Genomic DNA, 19,380 nt, shown 5'->3' with positions numbered 1-19,380 from the left:
GATTTTATCTCAGGCTGGATAAGGTCGCGTTGATACGACTCGCAAATACAGGGTGTCTGCCTGCGGCGCAGGCAGACTGTTGGCTTATTTTACGGTAATGGTCGGCGACTTTTTCATGGTTTCTTCGGTCAGCTCCTGGCCGATGCCGGGAAGCTCCGGAACGTCGTACATGCCGTTTTTCGGCAGGTAGTTGTACTTACAGGTTTGCGTATTCGGCTCCAGCAGCGCATACCGGTGCAGTTCGTGGATGACGAAGTTCGGGATCGCGGTTTCCATATGCAGCGCCACTGCTGTGGAAATCGGCCCGCCGCAAACGTGGATTTGCACCGTTTTGTCATAAACATGCGCCATATCGCAGATTTTCTTCACTTCGGTGATGCCGCCGCAGGTGCAAATATCTGGCTGGATCACGCTCAGGCTGCCGTTTTCCAGGAAAGGACGGTATCCCCAGCGCCAGTATATACGTTCGCCAGCCGCCAGCGGAATATTGACCTTATCGGCAACCTGCTTCATCTGCGCGGGGTTCAACGGCATGACCGGCTCTTCGTAGTAGAAGATGCCCAGTTCTTCGATCATGCGGCCAAACTGAATCGCCGAGGTGGTATCCGTAAAGGCATGCATTTCGGCGATGATATCCACGTCCGGGCCGACTGCATCGCGAATGGCGGCCATACGGTCGTAGCCCAGACGCAGGATTTTATCGGTGAGAGGCCCGTTGAGGTTTTGCTGGTTCCAGTTGCCGTGGCGATCCATTGCGACGGTATCCACTTTTATCGCGTCATAGCCTTCGCTGACGGCGGTCAGCGCCGCCTGTGCATACTGCTCCGGCTCGGTCAGCATATCTTTATCGCTGCCGTCCCCCCAACCAAACTGTAACTGACTGGCGTAGGTTCTAATTTTCTCGCGGCTTTTGCCGCCAAGCATTTTATACAGCGGCACGCCCCACGCTTTGCCTTTGATATCCCACAGCGCGATATCGATGCCGCTCATCGCCGCGGAAAAAATGCCGCCGCCGCCCTGCCCCCAGAAGGTTTTTTTGAGCATTTTTTCCCAGATAGCTTCGTTATTCATCGGGTCCATGCCGATGATAATGGCGGCTAAATCTTTTGCCATGCCGATGCCTGCGGAGGCGCCGACGCCGTAGGCCAACCCGACTTCGCCAAAACCGGAAATGCCCTCGTCGGTATTAATTTTTACCACCACCGGACGCCATTTGCTGGTGGCGGACGCAAAATCATTAGCAACATCAATAATATCAATGCTGGTAATTTTCATCATTTACTCCTTGTGATTAATATTTTTTAATCGTTAAAACGAATGCAGATACCACGGCGATAGCGCTGATGAAAACCAGACATAATAAGCCGCCGGTATAAGTTCCTGTAATAGAGATAAATAAACCGATAAATACTGGTGATAATGATGACAGGCCGTTCGCGACGCCGTTCATTACGCCGCTGGCGGCGGAAATAGATTTCCCGGACACCATCCCTTGTAATAATGTCCACGCAACAGGCGTACCCATCGTGCAAAAAGCGACGGCGAAGGAGAGTAGTACCGCTGACATATATTTGTGTTCGGTTATTGTGCCGAAATAGATACTGATACCGGCGAAAAACATTAACACCATTAATATGGGGGCGCTGCGTCCTATTTTATCGACGAAGACGCCCGCGGCGGCTTTGGAAAATATCGACAAGACAAACGGCAGCGACGCCAGCCAGCCCATTTCTGCCCAGCTAAATCCTCTGGCTGATTTAAGATAGGTTGGCAGCCTGGTAATCATCCCCCAGTACAGGCATTGCAGACACAGGTACCATAGCACCAGCAACCAGTAGCAATAGTTGGTAATCACCGGTTTTACCCGCAACATAAAACTTTCGCTGCTGCCTGCGCTTTCCGTTTCCTGCCCGGCTTTGATATAAGCCAGTTCCTGCTCGCTGATACCTTTAAGTTGTTCTGGTTTATCAGCAACATATCGCCATAGCAGCCAGAGTGGAATTAACCCGAGAGCGGCGCATAAAAAGAAGTTGGAACGCCAGCCGTGGGTGCCTATCCACCAGGTGAAAAAAGGCATCGCAATGGCGGGCGCGACCGACTGGCCGACGATCCACGCTGCGTTTGCCCGGCCACGTTCCTGCTTCGGAAACCAGTTTTTAATAAATACGCTTTGCAGCGGATAATAAAAACCCTCTCCGATACCCAGTAATATGCGGCAAATAATAATTAATGCAAACGATGTCGCAACTCCGCCAATAATTAAGGCGATGGTCCAGATTAGGATACAAAGCATCATCGCTTTTCTCGGGCCAAGGTAGTCGCCAAGTGGTGATAATACAACATTAGCGATACCATAAGCGGCAAGAAAAACAGTCATCATCATGCCAATTTGCAATGGCATGCCTTCAATACCCATATAGGCTAAGAAGGGTTCGTTTGCGGCTAATACCGAAACATTAACGCGGTCGAGATAGGCAATGAATATTCCAATAAATAAACAGGCAACGATTAAAAATCTTTTCCTGCCAGGCGGGGCGGTAAGGGCCATCGACATTTGGCGATCTCCTTTAATTAAATTAACATCATTTTTGTTTATTTTTACAATAGGGTGATTTATGACCAGGGTAACAATATCGATGAGATTAGAAAAACGGTATTTTCTGTTTGATTAATGAGGTTATCTAATAAATGTGAGTATTCACTGCACAAAACTCGCCTTCTGTACTGAGCAAAAGAGGAAGGTTTGTCTTATTCTTTAGCCCCGTTTATCCCTGACTCTTTTGCTGTTTTTTGAGCGGAATCGCGTTAGCATGAGTCAGGACTCATTTAATGCGGGGATTTCATGGCTATCAAACTTATTGCTATCGACATGGATGGCACCCTTCTGCTGCCCGATCACACCATTTCTCCGGCGGTTAAAAACGCGATTGCCGCTGCGCGTGAAAAAGGGGTAAATGTGGTGCTGACCACAGGCCGTCCGTATGCGGGTGTGCACAGTTACCTGAAAGAACTTCACATGGAACAGCCCGGCGATTATTGCATCACCTATAACGGGGCGCTGGTGCAGAAAGCAGGGGACGGCAGTACGGTTGCGCAAACGGCGCTCAGCTATGATGACTACCGTTACCTGGAAAAACTGTCCCGTGAGGTGGGTTCTCACTTCCACGCATTAGACCGAAATACGCTTTATACCGCTAACCGCGATATCAGCTACTACACGGTGCATGAGTCGTATGTGGCGACCATTCCGCTGGTATTTTGTGAAGCGGAGAAGATGGACCCGAACACCCAGTTCCTGAAAGTTATGATGATCGATGAGCCTGCCGTTCTCGACCGGGCGATTGCGCGTATACCGGCAGAGGTGAAGGAAAAGTACACCGTGCTGAAAAGTGCGCCGTACTTCCTTGAAATCCTCGATAAACGGGTTAATAAAGGCACTGGCGTAAAATCACTGGCCGAGGCGCTGGGTATTAAGCCAGAGGAGGTGATGGCGATTGGCGATCAGGAAAACGACATTGCGATGATCGAATACGCCGGCATGGGCGTGGCAATGGACAACGCCATTCCGTCGGTCAAAGAGGTGGCTAACTTTGTGACTAAATCGAACCTTGAAGATGGTGTTGCCTGGGCGATTGAAAAATTTGTGCTGAACCCCGATCACTCATCCGGCCATTTCCCCGCCCGATAAGGCATAGTTGCCATCGGGCAAATACGCGCTTAACGACCCGCACTTGCTGCGGGTTTTTTTATGTCTTTCGTTTACGTCTTATAACGTTCCCATAACCAATTGTCGTTTTTGTGATCTAAATTGTAGTACAACATAATTGTGTTGTACTACATTAATGACATGATAACGACGGTTGATATCACGCTAGTACTACAAAATTGCGGCGTAATTCAGCTATCGCGGTAAAGTAAGAGAGTTCACATCGAGCACAAGGACTCTCTATGACTCTCAATAAAACCGATCGCATCGTTATCACGCTGGGCAAACAGATTGTCAGCGGTAAATACGTACCCGGTTCGGCGCTGCCAGCGGAAGCGGATCTGTGCGAGGAGTTTGAAACGTCGCGCAACATCATTCGTGAAGTGTTTCGTTCGCTTATGGCGAAGCGGCTAATTGAAATGAAGCGCTATCGCGGCGCGTTTATCGCACCGCGTAACCAGTGGAATTATCTCGATACCGACGTGCTGCAATGGGTACTGGAAAACGACTACGACCCGAGGCTTATCAGCGCGATGAGCGAAATACGAAACCTGGTGGAGCCAGCAATAGCACGCTGGGCGGCGGAACGGGCAACATCAAGCGATCTGGCTGAAATTGAGTCGGCGCTAAACGACATGATTGCCAACAACCAGGACCGGGAAGCGTTTAACGAGGCGGATATTCGCTATCACGAGGCAGTGTTGCAGTCGGTGCATAACCCGGTGTTGCAACAGTTAAATGTAGCGATCAGCTCGCTACAGCGAGCGGTATTTGAACGGACCTGGATGGGCGATGCGGCCAACATGCCGAAAACGCTCCAGGAACATAAGGCGCTATTCGATGCGATACGGCATCAGGATGGCGATGCGGCAGAGCAGGCGGCATTAACCATGATCGCCAGCTCGACACGAAGGTTAAAGGAAATCACATGACAGCTCGCTACATCGCAATTGACTGGGGATCGACCAATCTGCGCGCCTGGCTTTACCAGGGCGACAAATGCCTGGAGAGCAGGCAATCAGAAGCAGGCGTTACACGCCTGAACGGTAAATCTCCTGACGCGGTGTTAGCAGAAGTCACAACACACTGGCGCGACAGCGCCACCCCCGTGGTAATGGCGGGCATGATCGGCAGTAACGTAGGCTGGCAAAATGCGCCTTATCTGCCGGTTCCCGCCCTGTTCTCCGCTATTGGCGAACAGTTAACCGCCGTTGGCGACAACATCTGGATCATCCCCGGATTGTGTGTCTCACGCGAGGATAACCACAACGTGATGCGCGGCGAAGAGACGCAACTGCTTGGCGCCCGCGAACTTTCTCCTTCTTCTGTCTATGTCATGCCCGGCACGCATTGCAAATGGGTACAGACTGATACGCAACAAATTCATGATTTTCGTACTGTGATGACAGGCGAACTCCATCACTTGTTGCTGCGTCACTCGCTGATCGGGGCTGGTTTGCCGGAACAGGAAGCTTCTGGCGACGCCTATGCCGCGGGGCTGGAGCGCGGTCTTAATTCTCCTGCCGTCCTGCCTTCTCTTTTTGAGGTTCGCGCCTCGCACGTGTTGGGACATCTTGCGCGTGAGCAGGTCAGCGACTTCCTCTCCGGCCTGTTGATTGGTGCGGAAGTCGCCAGCATGAGCGAATCCTTCGCGGCGCAACAGGCTATCACTCTCGTCGCTGGACCCGCGCTGATCTTACGTTACCAACAGGCGTTTCGTGCTATTGGGCGTGATGTTTCAACCGTGGATGGCGATATGGCATTTCAGGCTGGAATAAGGAGCATCGCTCATGCAGTGGCAAACTAATCTCCCTCTCATCGCTATCTTACGCGGTATTACGCCCGATGATGCCCTGGCGCACGTTGGCGCGGTGGTGGATGCGGGATTTGACGCTATAGAAATTCCGCTTAACTCCCCACAGTGGGAAAAAAGCATTTCTTCCGTGGTGAAGGCGTATGGCGGCAGGGCGCTTATTGGCGCTGGTACCGTACTGAAACCGGAACAGGTAGACCAGCTTGCCGGGATGGGCTGCAAGCTGATCGTCACGCCGAATATCCAACCGGAGGTGATCCGCCGGGCGGTGAGCTATGGCATGACCGTGTGTCCGGGCTGCGCCACGGCAACGGAAGCCTTTTCTGCGCTGGATGCAGGCGCACAGGCGTTAAAAATTTTCCCGTCGTCGGCGTTTGGTCCGGGCTACATCAGCGCGCTGAAAGCGGTACTTCCGCCGGATGTTCCGCTATTTGCCGTTGGCGGCGTGACGCCGGAAAACCTGGCGCAATGGATTAAAGCAGGCTGTGTGGGCGCGGGACTGGGTAGCGATCTCTATCGCGCCGGGCAATCCGTTGAACGCACCGCGCAGCAGGCTGCGGCATTTGTTAATGCGTATCGAGAGGCAGTGAAATGAAAATAACTCACATCACCACGTACCGTTTACCTCCACGTTGGATGTTCCTGAAAATCGAAACGGATGAAGGCGTGGTTGGCTGGGGAGAGCCGGTCATTGAAGGTCGGGCACGTACTGTAGAGGCGGCAGTACATGAGTTTGCCGACTACCTGATAGGGAAAGATCCGGCGCGTATCAACGACCTGTGGCAGGTAATGTACCGGGCCGGTTTTTATCGCGGCGGCCCGATTATGATGAGCGCCATCGCCGGTATTGACCAGGCATTGTGGGATATCAAAGGCAAGGTGTTGAATGCGCCGGTCTGGCAGCTCATGGGCGGCCTGGTGCGCGACAAAATCAAGGCCTATAGCTGGGTGGGAGGCGATCGTCCGGCAGACGTCATTGATGGTATTGAAAAATTGCGCGGTATTGGTTTTGACACCTTCAAGCTGAACGGCTGTGAAGAGATGGGCGTGATTGATAACTCCCGTGCGGTGGATGCGGCGGTCAATACCGTGGCACAAATCCGCGAAGCTTTCGGCAGTGAAATTGAGTTTGGGCTCGATTTCCACGGTCGCGTTAGCGCGCCGATGGCGAAGGTGCTGATTAAAGAACTGGAACCCTATCGTCCGCTGTTTATTGAAGAGCCGGTGCTGGCGGAACAGGCGGAATATTATCCGCGCCTGGCAGCGCAAACGCATATTCCGATTGCCGCAGGCGAACGTATGTTCTCGCGTTTTGAATTTAAACGCGTGCTGGACGCGGGCGGGTTGGCGATTCTACAGCCGGATTTATCCCACGCGGGCGGCATTACCGAATGCTATAAAATCGCCGGAATGGCGGAAGCATATGATGTGGCGCTGGCGCCGCATTGCCCGCTGGGTCCAATCGCCCTGGCTGCCTGCCTGCATATCGATTTTGTTTCGCGCAACGCGGTATTCCAGGAGCAGAGCATGGGCATTCACTATAACAAGGGCGCGGAGCTGCTCGACTTTGTGAAAAACAAAGAAGACTTCAGCATGGACGGCGGCTTCTTTAAACCCTTAACCAAACCGGGTCTTGGCGTAGACATTGACGAGGCCAGGGTGATTGAACTTAGCAAAAGCGCGCCGGACTGGCGTAATCCGTTGTGGCGGCACGCTGACGGATCGGTAGCCGAGTGGTGATCGCCACGCTGTAGGCTCAACAAACGTCGCCCTCCGGGCAACCCAATTTAAATATAAAAACACACCCTCTGTAATTTACAGGGCATGGTGAGCGGCCTCGCTATGCCCAGAATCTGGAGACAGATGACGATGGATATTTCAGTTACAGCAGCACAGCCGGGGCGTCGCCGCTATCTGACGCTGGTGATGATCTTTATTACCGTGGTGATTTGCTACGTCGATCGCGCCAACCTTGCCGTGGCTTCCATGCATATTCAAAAAGAATTCGGCATTACCAAAGCGGAAATGGGCTATGTCTTCTCCGCTTTTGCCTGGCTCTATACGTTATGCCAGATCCCTGGCGGCTGGTTTCTCGACCGTATTGGGTCCCGGCTGACCTATTTTATCGCTATCTTCGGCTGGTCAGTCGCAACGCTATTGCAGGGGTTTGCGACGGGACTATTGTCGCTTATCGGCCTGCGCGCTATTACCGGGATTTTCGAGGCACCAGCCTTTCCGGCAAATAACCGGATGGTCACTAGCTGGTTTCCGGAGCATGAGCGCGCATCCGCAGTCGGGTTCTACACCTCCGGACAGTTCGTCGGACTGGCATTCCTTACGCCGCTGCTGATCTGGATTCAGGAAATGCTGAGCTGGCACTGGGTCTTTATCGTCACCGGCGGTATCGGGATTATCTGGTCATTGGTCTGGTTTAAGGTTTATCAACCGCCGCGTTTGACGAAAAGCCTTAGCCAGGCGGAGCTGGAGTATATTCGCGATGGCGGCGGTCTGGTGGATGGCGATGCGCCAGCGAAAAAAGAGGCCCGCCAGCCGTTGACGAAAGCCGACTGGAAACTGGTGTTCCATCGTAAGCTGGTGGGCGTCTACCTCGGTCAGTTCGCCGTAAACTCTACGCTATGGTTCTTTCTGACCTGGTTCCCTAATTATCTGACCCAGGAAAAAGGCATTACCGCGCTAAAAGCGGGCTTTATGACGACCGTACCGTTCCTGGCTGCCTTTTTTGGCGTACTGCTCTCCGGCTGGCTGGCGGATAAACTGGTGAAAAAAGGCTTCTCGCTGGGCGTGGCGCGCAAAACGCCGATTATTTGCGGTTTGCTCATCTCCACGTGCATTATGGGCGCTAACTACACTAACGATCCGTTGTGGATTATGGCATTGATGGCGATAGCTTTCTTCGGCAATGGATTTGCGTCCATTACCTGGTCGTTAATCTCTTCCCTTGCGCCGATGCGGTTGATTGGCCTTACCGGCGGTATGTTTAACTTTATCGGTGGGTTAGGCGGGATTAGCGTACCGTTAGTGATTGGTTATCTGGCGCAAAGCTACGGTTTTGCTCCGGCGCTGGTCTATATCTCCGTTGTGGCCCTGCTGGGCGCGCTGTCTTACATCCTGTTAGTGGGCGATGTGAAACGCGTCGGATAAGTTGGCCGTGGCGAGCCGGAAGTCATTATGGCGAAGGATGACCGGCTATCCATGCGTCGAGCGCCGTCACTCCCTGCGTCACGATAGTTTTAATATCTATATCGCTAAGCGGTTGCAATTCCAGCTCCCGACAGGCTTCGGTTGCCTGCGTCATCCCCAGGCTGGCGCAGCCGCTTTTTAATTTATGCGCCAGCCGCTTAATGTTAACGTCGTCATTCATGGCGCGCGCCGCCTCGCTCTCCTCGACTAAAGGCAGCGCGCTGTCTTTGAATAAGGCGACCCATTGCTGGAGTTTTTCCGGGCCGACAGACGCCATATCGCCGGCAAGCTGATGTTCATTCAACATCGCCCGCGCGTTGTGAGATTTGCCCTGTAAATAGTGCGCTATCATGCGGTAAAGCTCTTCGCGGGGAACGGGCTTTTGAATAATCCCGCAGAAAAGACCGGCGGTACGCTGACGAAGATTATCGTCTATCACATGTGCGCTAAAACCAATGCGTTTCATGGCGGGATACAGGCTCATCAACTGCTGCGCCAGGGTTAAGCCGTCATAATCCGGCAAATCAAAATCCACCAGCGCGACATCAAAGGACTCGCCTTCGGCTAAACAGCGTAGCGCGTCATTCGCGCTTTCAGCTACTGAGACCTTCACCCCTTTGCCCGTGAGCATTTCAGCGGTAATACGCTGCGTCAGCATATTATCTTCAATCAGCAACAAGCGTAGTCCGTTAAGATTTATCGGTTCCCTGAACGCACTTTTACTTGCGGGTTTGGAGTGGCAAACCGGCAGTTGTAAACGAAAACAACTGCCAACATGAAGCGTACTGGTGACGGTTAGCGTCCCGCCCATCGCCTCTGCCAGGCTGGCGCTGATAGCCAGCCCCAGGCCCGTCCCGCCCCGGCGTCCTGTCGCCTGCACAAACGGTTTGAAAATAGCCGTCAGCTTCGCTTCAGGGATACCGCATCCGGTATCTTCAACCTCAATAAACCAGTTCTGATCGTCGCAAAACGTGCGCAGCACTATGCTGCCGCGATCGGTAAATTTCGCCGCATTACTTAAAAGATTAATCACAATTTGACGTATCCGGCGCGGATCGCCTTGTAGCGTTGAGGGGAGTTGCTCGCTAAAGTCGGTGATGAGCGCCACCTGAACGCGGCTGTGCATTAAATGCAGCGCGCTATTCAACAATTGTCGCGGTTCAAACGGTTCCTCGCTAATGGAAACGTTGGTGCCGCCTACTTCAATCGCCGAGTAATCAAGAATATCGTTAAGAATCGCCAGTAGCGATTCGCCTGAATCATTAATGGCCTGTAAATCGTCGCGGTAGTTTGCCATGAGCGGTTTATCGGCCAGCAATTGTACCGTACCGAGAATGCCGTAAAGCGGCGTGCGAATTTCATGGCTCATGGCGGCAAGGAACGTCGATTTCGCCTCGTTGGCCTTTTCCGCTTCGGCGCGCGCCTGCCGGTGTTCCAGCACCAGCGCATGAAGCTCCGCCGTTTGCGAACGCACCTGTTCCGCCAAATCCTCACGATGGCGGTTCAATTTGCGCACGTTGGCGCGAAACGCTTCCATCAGACGGCTGATGGTATCCAGTTCGCTGACGCCAGCCGCCTCCGGAAACGGCGAGTCAATATCGCCCTCCAGTAGCCGCTGTAAGGCCTGCGTTTGTTGCGCCAGCGGGCGGGATACGGAGCGGTAAACCACTCGCCAAAGAATAAAACTTAATGAGCACAGCGCTAGGATGCCTAAGATCACTAACCCTATTTGCCCACGCTGACTGGCGTGTGTAAGACGCGCTAACCCAGCCTCGTTTCGTTTTTCGATGGCGTTCACCAACTGCGACACTTCCGTACTGAAGCGGGTAAACTGAAAGAGGTTATTGGCCATGAGCGTTTGAAGCTGGTCGCGGATGGCGTTTTCCTTACGAAACAGGGTAACCAGTGTGGTGTACTGGTTTATTTTCTCCAGCGCGTCGGCGATTTGGGCGCGAACGGTAGGATCTTCTATACGCTGCTGGCGGCGGGATAAAATTTTAACCAACTGATTAAGTTTTTCATCGGTGTCCTCGGCATCGCTCAGCCCTTGCGCGTCTTTTAAGGTCACAATGAGCTGCTTAAACCGCAGGGCATTGACCCGCAGCTCATTCATCTGATTCACATACTCAAGGTCGATATCAATCAGTCGGTCAAGCGCGCGTTCAGCCTGGTCCCCTTTACCGCTTTCGATAAGATCGTAAATACCGGCCTGGGTGGCGCCCGCAGATGTCGCTGCATTATTGGCCTGACCGTGAGCCTGGGCGGCAATGCTTTCCGCCGCCTCCGCAATCTGGCGGCTTAACTGCTGTTGCTGTGCGCGCAGCGTGAGAATTTCACCGACCAGCGTTCCCTGTTGCCCAAGCGTTTGCGCAATCTCTTTTTCTTGCCGGGCGATGGCCGAGGTATTAAACCCCTGCTCGCTTAATGCCTGCAAAAGATGGTTAATTTTAAGGCTTTGCGCTTTCAGCATCTTCCCCTGCGCCAGCCAAACGCCCTCACTGTCGGCATTGGTCAGATTTTGCGCGGAGAAGAGCTCGTAAGCGCTGGCTTCGCTTAACTGCCTGGCCATATTCATAGTGGGGAGCAGCGCTTGCGTATTGGTTTGCTCCACCTGACTAATGACGCGCAGGCTTATCCAGCCGATCACGGTGCTGAGCAGGGTGAGTGCCGCCATCAGGGCGAAGGCCAGCCATAATCTGCGGGTCAGTGAAGGCGTTGACATTTATGCGCCGCGGGTGAAATGGGTTGAGTTGCCGCCGGAAAAACCATTAGGATAAAACCTTATTGCTGGTGGGGCTATCATGCGCGCGCTTATTTCGTTCTTTTTTTTGATAATCATCGTCTCGAATGTAGAAACGGCGTCAGCCGAAACCGGACTGCTACACTGGACGCGCGCCGATCGGGCGATTCCCTGGCGGCAAACGTCAGTCAATGCGAGTAAACCCTGGAAACTGTGCGCATTATACCCCAGCCTGAAAGATTCTTACTGGTTGTCCGTCAACTACGGGATGCAAAAAGCGGCCAAATTGTATGGCGTTGATTTAAAAGTGCTGGAAGCGAATGGCTATCGGCAACTGGCGACGCAACAACAGCAAATGACGCAGTGCCGGGAGTGGGGCGCCGACGCTATTCTGCTTGGCAGCAGTACCATTCGTTTCCCGGAACTGGAACGGTATGCCGGTAATGTGCCGGTTATTGAAGTGGCGAACGTGATACGCGACGCCAGCGTGGCAACTCACGTCGGTCTGCCGTGGTTTCAGATGGGTTATCTGCCGGGACGTTTCCTGGTGCAGTGGAGCAAAGGAAAAACGCTTAACGTTTTACTCTTCCCGGGGCCGGAGGAAGCTGGCGGCAGTCAGGAGATGGTGGCGGGTTTTCGTCAGGCAATTAAAGGCAGCGCCATCAACATTGTGGATATCGCCTGGGGCGATAACGACATTGAAGTGCAGCGAAACTTACTCCAGGAAATGCTGGAGCGTCATCCGGACGCCAATGTGGTCGCCGGGTCGGCGATAGCGGCGGAGGCGGCGATGGGCGAAGGGTGAAATTTGACGACTCCGCTCACGATCGTCTCATTTTATCTGACGCATCAGGTTTATCGCGGTTTAAAACGCGGCCATATCCTGATGGCGCTCAGCGATCAGATGGCCTGGCAGGGAGAATTAGCGATAACGCAGTCGATTAAGGTCTTACAGGGGCAACCGGTGCCTGAAAATATCAGCCCGCCGGTGCTTATTTTGACGCATAACAACGCCGACAGCGCGCGCGTTCGTCGTTCGCTATCGCCTCCGGGATTTCGGCCCGTCTATTTGTATCAATACACCTCCGAGGCTAAAAAGTAGCCTTCGCCATGCTGTGTGACCAGCAGCTCCGGCGTAATTTTATGGCGTAAGCGGCGAACCAGGACATCAATCGTGCGGAGATCCGGAGTCTCTACGCGGCGGGCGGAAAGCATTCGCAGCAGACGTTCGCGATGCAGCACTTTGCCTGGGTTGGTCACAAAGGCCAGCAGCAGCTCGTACTCCGCGCGCGTAAGCTTAATGGCTTCACCGTTGTGCTCCAGCGTGTGATTCATCACGTTCAGGCAGTAGCCGGAAAACATATAGCAGTTTTCACTGGCATTTTGCGGCGTGGGGCGGGCCAGATCGATACGCCACAAAAGATTTTTTACCCGCACTACCAGCTCGCGCAGTTCCAGCGGCTTGGTGACGTAGTCGTCCGCGCCCATCTCCAGCCCGACGATGCGGTCGATTTGGTCGCAACGCCCCGTCACCAGAATAATGCCCACCGTGGAACGTTCGCGTAGCGCCCTGGTCAGCATCAACCCGTTTTCATCGGGGAGGTTGATATCCAGCAGGATCAGCGAAACGTGCTCATGCTCCATGATGTCACGCAGGCCCGCGCCGCTGTCGGTCACCGAAACGCTATACCCCTCCTGCTCAAAATAGGCCTGTAATCTGGCCTGAGTAACAGGTTCATCCTCAACAATAACAATGTGATGTGACATCCTGCGCGCGGTCTCTTTCTGTTCATATCTGTTCATATATTGCCGTATCCCGTTCATCCTGACCAGTGACGCTGTTCATATTTGCGGAATAAGATCTGCGCATTAAACCATATAATTACAGGGGCTATTATGCGAAAACTCTGGAGAGCGCTACTCAGGCCAAGCGCCCGTTGGTCGATACTGGCGCTGGTCATTGTCGGGATTGTGATCGGCGTTGCGCTGATCGTGTTACCTCACGTCGGTATCAAACTGACCAGTACGACAGAGTTTTGCGTCAGCTGCCATAGTATGCAGCCGGTGTATCAGGAATATAAACAGTCCGTACATTTCCAGAATGCTTCCGGCGTACGCGCGGAATGCCACGATTGCCATATCCCCCCTGATATTCCAGGCATGGTGAAACGTAAGCTGGAAGCCAGCAACGATCTTTACCAGACATTTATCGCCCACTCGATTGATACCCCGGAAAAATTTGAAGCCAAACGCGCCGAGCTTGCCGAGCGTGAATGGGCGCGCATGAAAGAGAATAACTCCGCGACCTGTCGTTCCTGCCATAACTACGATGCGATGGATCACGCGAAACAGAACCCGGAAGCGGCGCGGCAAATGAAAATCGCCGCGAAAGAAAATCAGTCCTGCATCGACTGCCATAAAGGGATTGCCCACCAGCTACCGGATATGAGCAGCGGTTTCCGCAAACAGTTTGATGAACTGCGCGCCAGCGCCAGTACGCATAATGACGGCGATACGCTCTATTCGCTGGATATCAAGCCGATTTACGCCGCTAAAGGCGATAAAGAACCGGCAGGTTCGCTGTTGCCTGCTTCTGAAGTGAAAGTCCTTAAACGGGACGGTGACTGGCTGCAAGTGCAAATCGAAGGCTGGACGGAGACGGACGGTCGCCAGCGCGTGCTGACGCAGTTGCCAGGTAAACGTATTTTTGTCGCCTCGATTTGCGGCGATGTGCAACAGCATGTGAAAACACTGGAAGAGACCACCGTCGCGGCGACCAATACTCAGTGGAGCAAATTACAGGCAACTGCGTGGATGCAAAAAGGCGACATGGTAAATGACATTAAACCGATTTGGGCCTATGCCGACTCCCTCTATAACGGCACCTGTAATCAGTGTCACGGCGCGCCGGACAAAGCGCACTTTGACGCTAACGGCTGGATCGGCACGCTCAACGGCATGATCGGTTTCACCAGTCTGGATAAGCGTGAAGAACGTACCTTGTTGAAATATCTCCAGATGAATGCGTCTGATACCACCAACACGCCGCACAGCGATAAGGGAGAACACAATGAAAAATAAGGACACGCTACACGTCTCTCGTCGACGTTTTCTGGCGCAGCTTGGCGGCTTGACGGTGGCAGGAATGCTGGGGCCGTCACTACTGACGCCCCGTAGCGCCCGCGCAGCGGATGCCGTTGCGCCAGGCGCCGCGACGAAAGAGGGTATCCTTACCGGCTCTCACTGGGGGGCGATTCGCGCCACGGTGGTTGACGGTCGATTTGTGGCGGCAAAACCGTTTGAACAGGATAAATACCCGTCCAAAATGATCGCCGGTCTGCCCGATCACGTCCACAACGCGGCGCGTATCCGTTATCCGATGGTGCGTGTCGACTGGATGCGCAAAGGTCATCAAAGCGACACCTCGCAGCGCGGCGATAATCGTTTTGTGCGCGTCTCCTGGGATGAAGCGCTGGATCTGTTCTATCAGGAACTGGAGCGGGTGCAAAAAACCTACGGGCCGAGCGCGTTACTGACGGCGAGCGGCTGGCAATCTACCGGCATGTTCCATAACGCCTCCGGGATGCTGGCGCGCGCGATTGCGCTACATGGCAATAGCGTTAGCACGGGAGGGGACTATTCGACCGGCGCGGCGCAGGTGATTCTGCCGCGCGTGGTGGGTTCAATGGAAGTGTACGAGCAGCAAACGTCATGGCCTCTGGTTTTACAGAACAGTAAAACGATTGTGCTATGGGGTTCTGATATGGTGAAAAACCAGCAGGCAAACTGGTGGTGCCCGGATCACGATGTCTATCAGTACTATGAACAATTAAAAGAGAAAGTTGCCAGCGGCGCTATCTCGGTCATCAGCATCGACCCGGTCGTCACCTCCACGCACGATTATCTGGGGCGCGATAAGGTCAAACATATCGCTATTAACCCGCAGACGGATGTCCCGTTACAACTGGCGCTGGCGCATACCCTGTACAGCGAGAAACTGTACGATAAAAATTTCCTCGATAACTATTGCGTCGGTTTTGACCAGTTCCTCCCCTATTTGCTGGGCGAAAAAGATGGACAGCCCAAAGATGCCGCCTGGGCGGAAAAACTGTGCGGTATTGACGCCGACACCATCCGCGCGTTGGCGCGGCAGATGGCGGGCGACAGAACGCAAATCATCGCTGGCTGGTGCGTACAACGTATGCAGCATGGCGAACAGTGGTCATGGATGGTCGTCGTGCTGGCGGCAATGCTGGGACAGATTGGTTTACCGGGCGGCGGCTTTGGTTTTGGCTGGCACTATAACGGCGCCGGGACGCCTGGTCGTAAAGGGATCATTTTAAGCGGCTTTTCCGGTTCGACGACCGTTCCGCCAGTGCACGACAGCACGGATTACAAAGGCTACAGCAGCACCATTCCTATTGCGCGTTTTATGGATGCCATTCTTGAACCGGGCAAGATCATTAACTGGAACGGGAAATCGGTTAAATTACCGCCGCTGAAGATGTGCGTGTTCGCCGGGACCAACCCGTTCCACCGACACCAACAAATTAACCGCATAATTGAAGGCTGGCGCAAGCTGGAAACGGTCATCGCTATTGATAACCAGTGGACGTCGACCTGCCGCTTTGCGGATATCGTTTTGCCGGCTACCACCCAATTTGAGCGTAACGACCTCGATCAGTTCGGCAACCACTCTAACCGCGGCATTATCGCCATGAAACAGGTGGTGTCGCCGCAGTTTGAAGCGCGTAACGACTTTGATATTTTCCGCGATCTCTGCCGACGCTTTAACCGTGAAGCGGCATTCACGGAAGGTCTTGATGAAATGGGCTGGCTGAAACGCATCTGGCAGGAAGGGAGCCAGCAGGGAAAAGGTCGCGGTATCCACTTACCGACTTTCGAGGTGTTCTGGAATCAACAGGAGTACATCGAGTTTGATCATCCGCAGATGTTTGTGCGCCATCAGGCTTTCCGTGAAGATCCGGACCTGGAGCCGTTGGGCACGCCAAGCGGTTTGATCGAGATTTACTCCAAAACGATCGCCGACATGCAATACGACGATTGTCAGGGCCATCCCATGTGGTTCGAAAAAATCGAACGCTCGCATGGCGGGCCGGGATCGCAGCGCTGGCCGCTGCACTTACAGTCCGTCCACCCTGATTTCCGTCTGCATTCCCAACTGTGCGAGTCGGAAACGCTGCGTCAGCAATATGCCGTTGGCGGCAAGGAGCCGGTCTTTATTAACCCACAGGATGCCAGCGCGCGCGGGATCCGCAACGGTGACATCGTGCGGGTATTCAATGCACGCGGGCAGGTACTGGCGGGAGCGGTAGTTTCCGATCGCTATGCGCCGGGCGTGGCGCGAATTCATGAAGGCGCCTGGTACGATCCTGATAAAGGCGGCGATCTCAACGCGTTATGTAAGTACGGCAACCCTAACGTATTAACGCTGGATATCGGTACATCACAGCTCGCGCAGGCGACCAGCGCGCATACGACGCTGGTGGAAATTGAAAAATATACCGGCCCTATGGATAACGTCACGGCGTTTAACGGTCCGGTCGAGATGGTCGCGCAGTGTGAATATGTACCCGCATCGCAGGGGAGTCCGCATGATTAAGCAGCCAGCGCTTGCTCAGGAACAGTACGCCTGCGTATATACATGGCTGGCGTTACTCTTTTTCCGGGAAGTGGATGATGAAGGGTTAATACAATTACAGTCCGCGGAGATCGCGGACTGGCTGGCGCTGTTAAAGCGTCAGCCTGCGCTGGCGGCGTCGGTGGCGTTACTCGAACAAAAAATTGCCGCGCTTAGCCTGCGCCAGGATGCGCAGTTGGAGCTGGCCGCAGATTTTTGCGGATTGTTCCTGATGACGGATAAAAAATCGGCGTTGCCCTACGCCTCGCAATACCCGCAGCAGGAACCCGGCATGATTAAACATTTATTGCTTGAAGCCGGGATGGAAGTCAACGACGATTTTAAAGAGCCGGCCGACCACCTGGCGATTTATCTGGAATTACTCAGCCATTTACATTTTTCATTGGGTGAATCGTTCCAACAACGGAGAATGAATAAATTACGCCAGAAAACATTGTCGTCATTACTGGAATGGCTTCCGGAATTTACAAATAATTGCCTTAAGCATGATCCTTATGGTTTTTATGCTGCGTTAAGTCAATTATTGTTGGCTATCGTTCGTTTTGATGACGGAAAAGAGGATTTATCCATTGTTGCGGCTGAATAAACCCTGTGACGGGCATCGCAAAATAAATCTTACGATAGTCGGGGGTTATCATATCTATAGGTTTAGCCAATTGTAATTATTGATACCAATCAATATCCATGATGGGTTTGTATTTAGTATTGACGGGCCTCATGAGTAAAAAAATAAAATTTAATTAATCATGCCGCAATACCCCATAAGGATAGTGATATGAAAAAAATTACCCTCTATGCGACAACGGTTATCACCGTTGGGCTGTTATGTTATTTAGGTTTGTCCGGGTATGTATGGTATTACGACAAACAGCGCAGTAAAAAAAGCGATGTGCAGGCCTCGGTTGTGGGTGAAAATAATAAAATACTGGGTTATTTCAGGGAGAAAGGATGTGATTATTGTCATACGCCTTCCGCTGAATTACCTTTTTATTCCTCTTTTCCGGTGGCAAAGCAGCTAATGGATTACGATATCCAGCTTGGCTACAAATCGTTTAACCTGGAGGCGGTACGGGCCGCCCTGATTGCGGATACGCCGGTGCCGCAAAGCGAACTGAATAAAATTGAATGGGTTATGCAACATCAGACTATGCCGCCAACCCGCTATGTCGCGCTGCACTGGGCGGGGGGCGTCAGCGATAAAGAGCGTACTGACATCCTGAACTGGATAGCCGATCAGCGTGAGCGCAACTATGCCAGCGCCGATACCGACCCGGCGCACCGGAATGAACCCGTTCAGCCTATTCCGCGCAATATTCCCGTCGATGCGAAAAAAGTCGACTTAGGTTTCCGTCTTTATCATGATGAACGTTTATCCGGCGACAGCACAATATCCTGTGCGCATTGTCACGCGTTAAATGCGGGCGGTGTCGATGGCAGAAAAACCTCAATTGGCGTTGGCGGTGCGGTAGGACCAATAAATGCGCCGACGGTATTCAACTCCGTATTTAATATCGAACAATTTTGGGATGGTCGTGCTGCAACCCTGCAGGAGCAAGCAGGCGGACCACCGTTAAATCCTATTGAAATGGCCTCTAAATCCTGGGATGAAATTATTAGCAAGCTTGATAAAGATCCTGTCCTGAAAAAAGATTTCCAGGCGGTTTATCCGCAAGGATTTACCGGGGAAAATATTACTGATGCGATCGCCGAATTCGAAAAAACGTTGATAACGCCGGATTCCGCCTTTGATAAATGGCTACGTGGAGATGAAAATGCGCTGATCGCGCAACAGAAACACGGTTATCAATTATTTAAAGAGAATAAATGTGTAACCTGTCACGGCGGTATCATTTTAGGCGGGCGCTCTTTTGAGCCATTGGGATTAAAGCGAGACTTTAATTTTGGCGAAATTACCGCAGCGGATATTGGTCGTATGAACGTCACCAAAGAGGTTCGCGATAAATTACGGCAAAAAGTCCCAGGCTTACGCAACGTCGCGTTAACAGCGCCTTATTTCCATCGGGGCGACGTACCGACGCTGGATGGCGCGGTAAAACTGATGCTGCGTTATCAGGTTGGCACCGATCTGCCGCAAAACGATATTGACGATATCGTCGCCTTCCTGGAAAGCCTGACCGGTGTTTATACGCCATATCAACCTGAATATGCGCAATGACAATGATGCTTGAAGCCAGAGATCTGTACTGCGAGCGGGACGAGAGGACGCTGTTTCGCGGGCTGTCGTTCACCGTGGACGC

General features: G+C 52.9%; 14 protein-coding genes and 2 pseudogenes. 12 read left to right on the top strand and 4 right to left on the bottom strand.

Annotated elements, in window-relative coordinates; all coding sequences use genetic code 11:
* Positions 1 to 84: 84 nt before the first annotated feature.
* Positions 85 to 1,278 carry a mandelate racemase/muconate lactonizing enzyme family protein gene (locus ACLJRU_RS21165; protein WP_000975828.1) on the bottom strand — a complete coding sequence of 398 codons (1,194 nt, stop codon included), beginning with the start codon at positions 1,276 to 1,278 and terminating at the stop codon, positions 85 to 87.
* A 13-nt stretch (positions 1,279 to 1,291) separates the two neighbouring features.
* A complete protein-coding gene (locus ACLJRU_RS21160) occupies positions 1,292 to 2,554 on the bottom strand; it encodes an MFS transporter (RefSeq protein WP_001541162.1) in 1,263 nt (420 codons plus the stop codon).
* Between the two features lie 288 nt (positions 2,555 to 2,842).
* Between ACLJRU_RS21160 and yidA the strand changes: the two genes are divergently transcribed.
* The 6 genes from yidA (at position 2,843) to ACLJRU_RS21130 (ending at position 8,681) form a co-directional block, all read left to right on the top strand.
* Positions 2,843 to 3,688 (top strand): sugar-phosphatase, encoded by an 846-nt coding sequence (yidA, locus tag ACLJRU_RS21155; RefSeq protein WP_000985570.1) that lies wholly within the window; start codon positions 2,843 to 2,845, stop codon positions 3,686 to 3,688.
* Between the two features lie 260 nt (positions 3,689 to 3,948).
* The gene (gene dgoR / locus ACLJRU_RS21150) at positions 3,949 to 4,638 is read left to right on the top strand and encodes a D-galactonate utilization transcriptional regulator DgoR (RefSeq protein ID WP_000174317.1); all 690 of its coding nucleotides are present in this window, start codon (positions 3,949 to 3,951) and stop codon (positions 4,636 to 4,638) included.
* Positions 4,635 to 5,513, top strand: a complete 879-nt coding sequence (locus ACLJRU_RS21145; RefSeq protein WP_000127127.1) for a 2-dehydro-3-deoxygalactonokinase — start codon at positions 4,635 to 4,637, stop codon at positions 5,511 to 5,513. Before dgoR ends, ACLJRU_RS21145 begins: the two co-directional genes overlap by 4 nt.
* Complete coding sequence (locus ACLJRU_RS21140) at positions 5,497 to 6,114, top strand: 2-dehydro-3-deoxy-6-phosphogalactonate aldolase (RefSeq protein WP_001198742.1); 618 nt, start codon at positions 5,497 to 5,499, stop codon at positions 6,112 to 6,114. The genes ACLJRU_RS21145 and ACLJRU_RS21140 overlap by 17 nt, the downstream gene beginning before the upstream one ends.
* Positions 6,111 to 7,259, top strand: coding sequence for a galactonate dehydratase (gene dgoD, locus ACLJRU_RS21135; RefSeq protein ID WP_000704735.1), 1,149 nt, complete (start codon positions 6,111 to 6,113; stop codon positions 7,257 to 7,259). The genes ACLJRU_RS21140 and dgoD overlap by 4 nt, the downstream gene beginning before the upstream one ends.
* A gap of 84 nt (positions 7,260 to 7,343) precedes the next feature.
* Positions 7,344 to 8,681 carry an MFS transporter gene (locus ACLJRU_RS21130; protein WP_000253524.1) on the top strand — a complete coding sequence of 446 codons (1,338 nt, stop codon included), beginning with the start codon at positions 7,344 to 7,346 and terminating at the stop codon, positions 8,679 to 8,681.
* A 25-nt stretch (positions 8,682 to 8,706) separates the two neighbouring features.
* On the opposite strand, the gene torS is transcribed toward ACLJRU_RS21130, so the two are convergent.
* Positions 8,707 to 11,442 (bottom strand): TMAO reductase system sensor histidine kinase/response regulator TorS, encoded by a 2,736-nt coding sequence (gene torS / locus ACLJRU_RS21125; protein ID WP_001541160.1) that lies wholly within the window; start codon positions 11,440 to 11,442, stop codon positions 8,707 to 8,709.
* 79 nt (positions 11,443 to 11,521) lie between these two features.
* On the opposite strand from torS, the pseudogene torT reads away from it, so the two are divergent.
* Positions 11,522 to 12,562, top strand: a pseudogene (gene torT, locus ACLJRU_RS21120) (TMAO reductase system periplasmic protein TorT).
* Here the strand turns inward: torT and torR are convergent.
* Entirely contained in the window at positions 12,535 to 13,227 is a 693-nt protein-coding gene (gene torR / locus ACLJRU_RS21115) for a two-component system response regulator TorR (protein ID WP_011264421.1), read from the bottom strand. The pseudogene torT and the gene torR sit on opposite strands and share 28 nt — an antisense overlap.
* Positions 13,228 to 13,356: 129 nt before the next feature.
* On the opposite strand from torR, the gene torC reads away from it, so the two are divergent.
* The 5 genes and pseudogenes from torC to ACLJRU_RS21090 all read left to right on the top strand — a co-directional run.
* Positions 13,357 to 14,541 (top strand): pentaheme c-type cytochrome TorC, encoded by a 1,185-nt coding sequence (torC, locus tag ACLJRU_RS21110; RefSeq protein ID WP_023235398.1) that lies wholly within the window; start codon positions 13,357 to 13,359, stop codon positions 14,539 to 14,541.
* Positions 14,531 to 17,083 (top strand): trimethylamine-N-oxide reductase TorA, encoded by a 2,553-nt coding sequence (torA, locus tag ACLJRU_RS21105; protein ID WP_023235397.1) that lies wholly within the window; start codon positions 14,531 to 14,533, stop codon positions 17,081 to 17,083. Before torC ends, torA begins: the two co-directional genes overlap by 11 nt.
* Entirely contained in the window at positions 17,076 to 17,708 is a 633-nt protein-coding gene (torD, locus tag ACLJRU_RS21100) for a molecular chaperone TorD (protein ID WP_023235396.1), read from the top strand. The genes torA and torD overlap by 8 nt, the downstream gene beginning before the upstream one ends.
* 189 nt (positions 17,709 to 17,897) lie before the next feature.
* Positions 17,898 to 19,298, top strand: a complete 1,401-nt coding sequence (locus tag ACLJRU_RS21095) for a cytochrome-c peroxidase (protein WP_023235395.1) — start codon at positions 17,898 to 17,900, stop codon at positions 19,296 to 19,298.
* 5 nt (positions 19,299 to 19,303) lie between these two features.
* Positions 19,304 to 19,380 (top strand): annotated as a pseudogene (locus ACLJRU_RS21090) (heme ABC transporter ATP-binding protein CcmA); the annotation flags it as partial.

The sequence above is a fragment of the Salmonella sp. SAL00653 genome, from assembly GCF_046552515.1.
Classification (GTDB): Bacteria; Pseudomonadota; Gammaproteobacteria; order Enterobacterales; family Enterobacteriaceae; genus Salmonella; species Salmonella enterica.
This window is presented reverse-complemented; position numbering and strand designations above follow the sequence as displayed.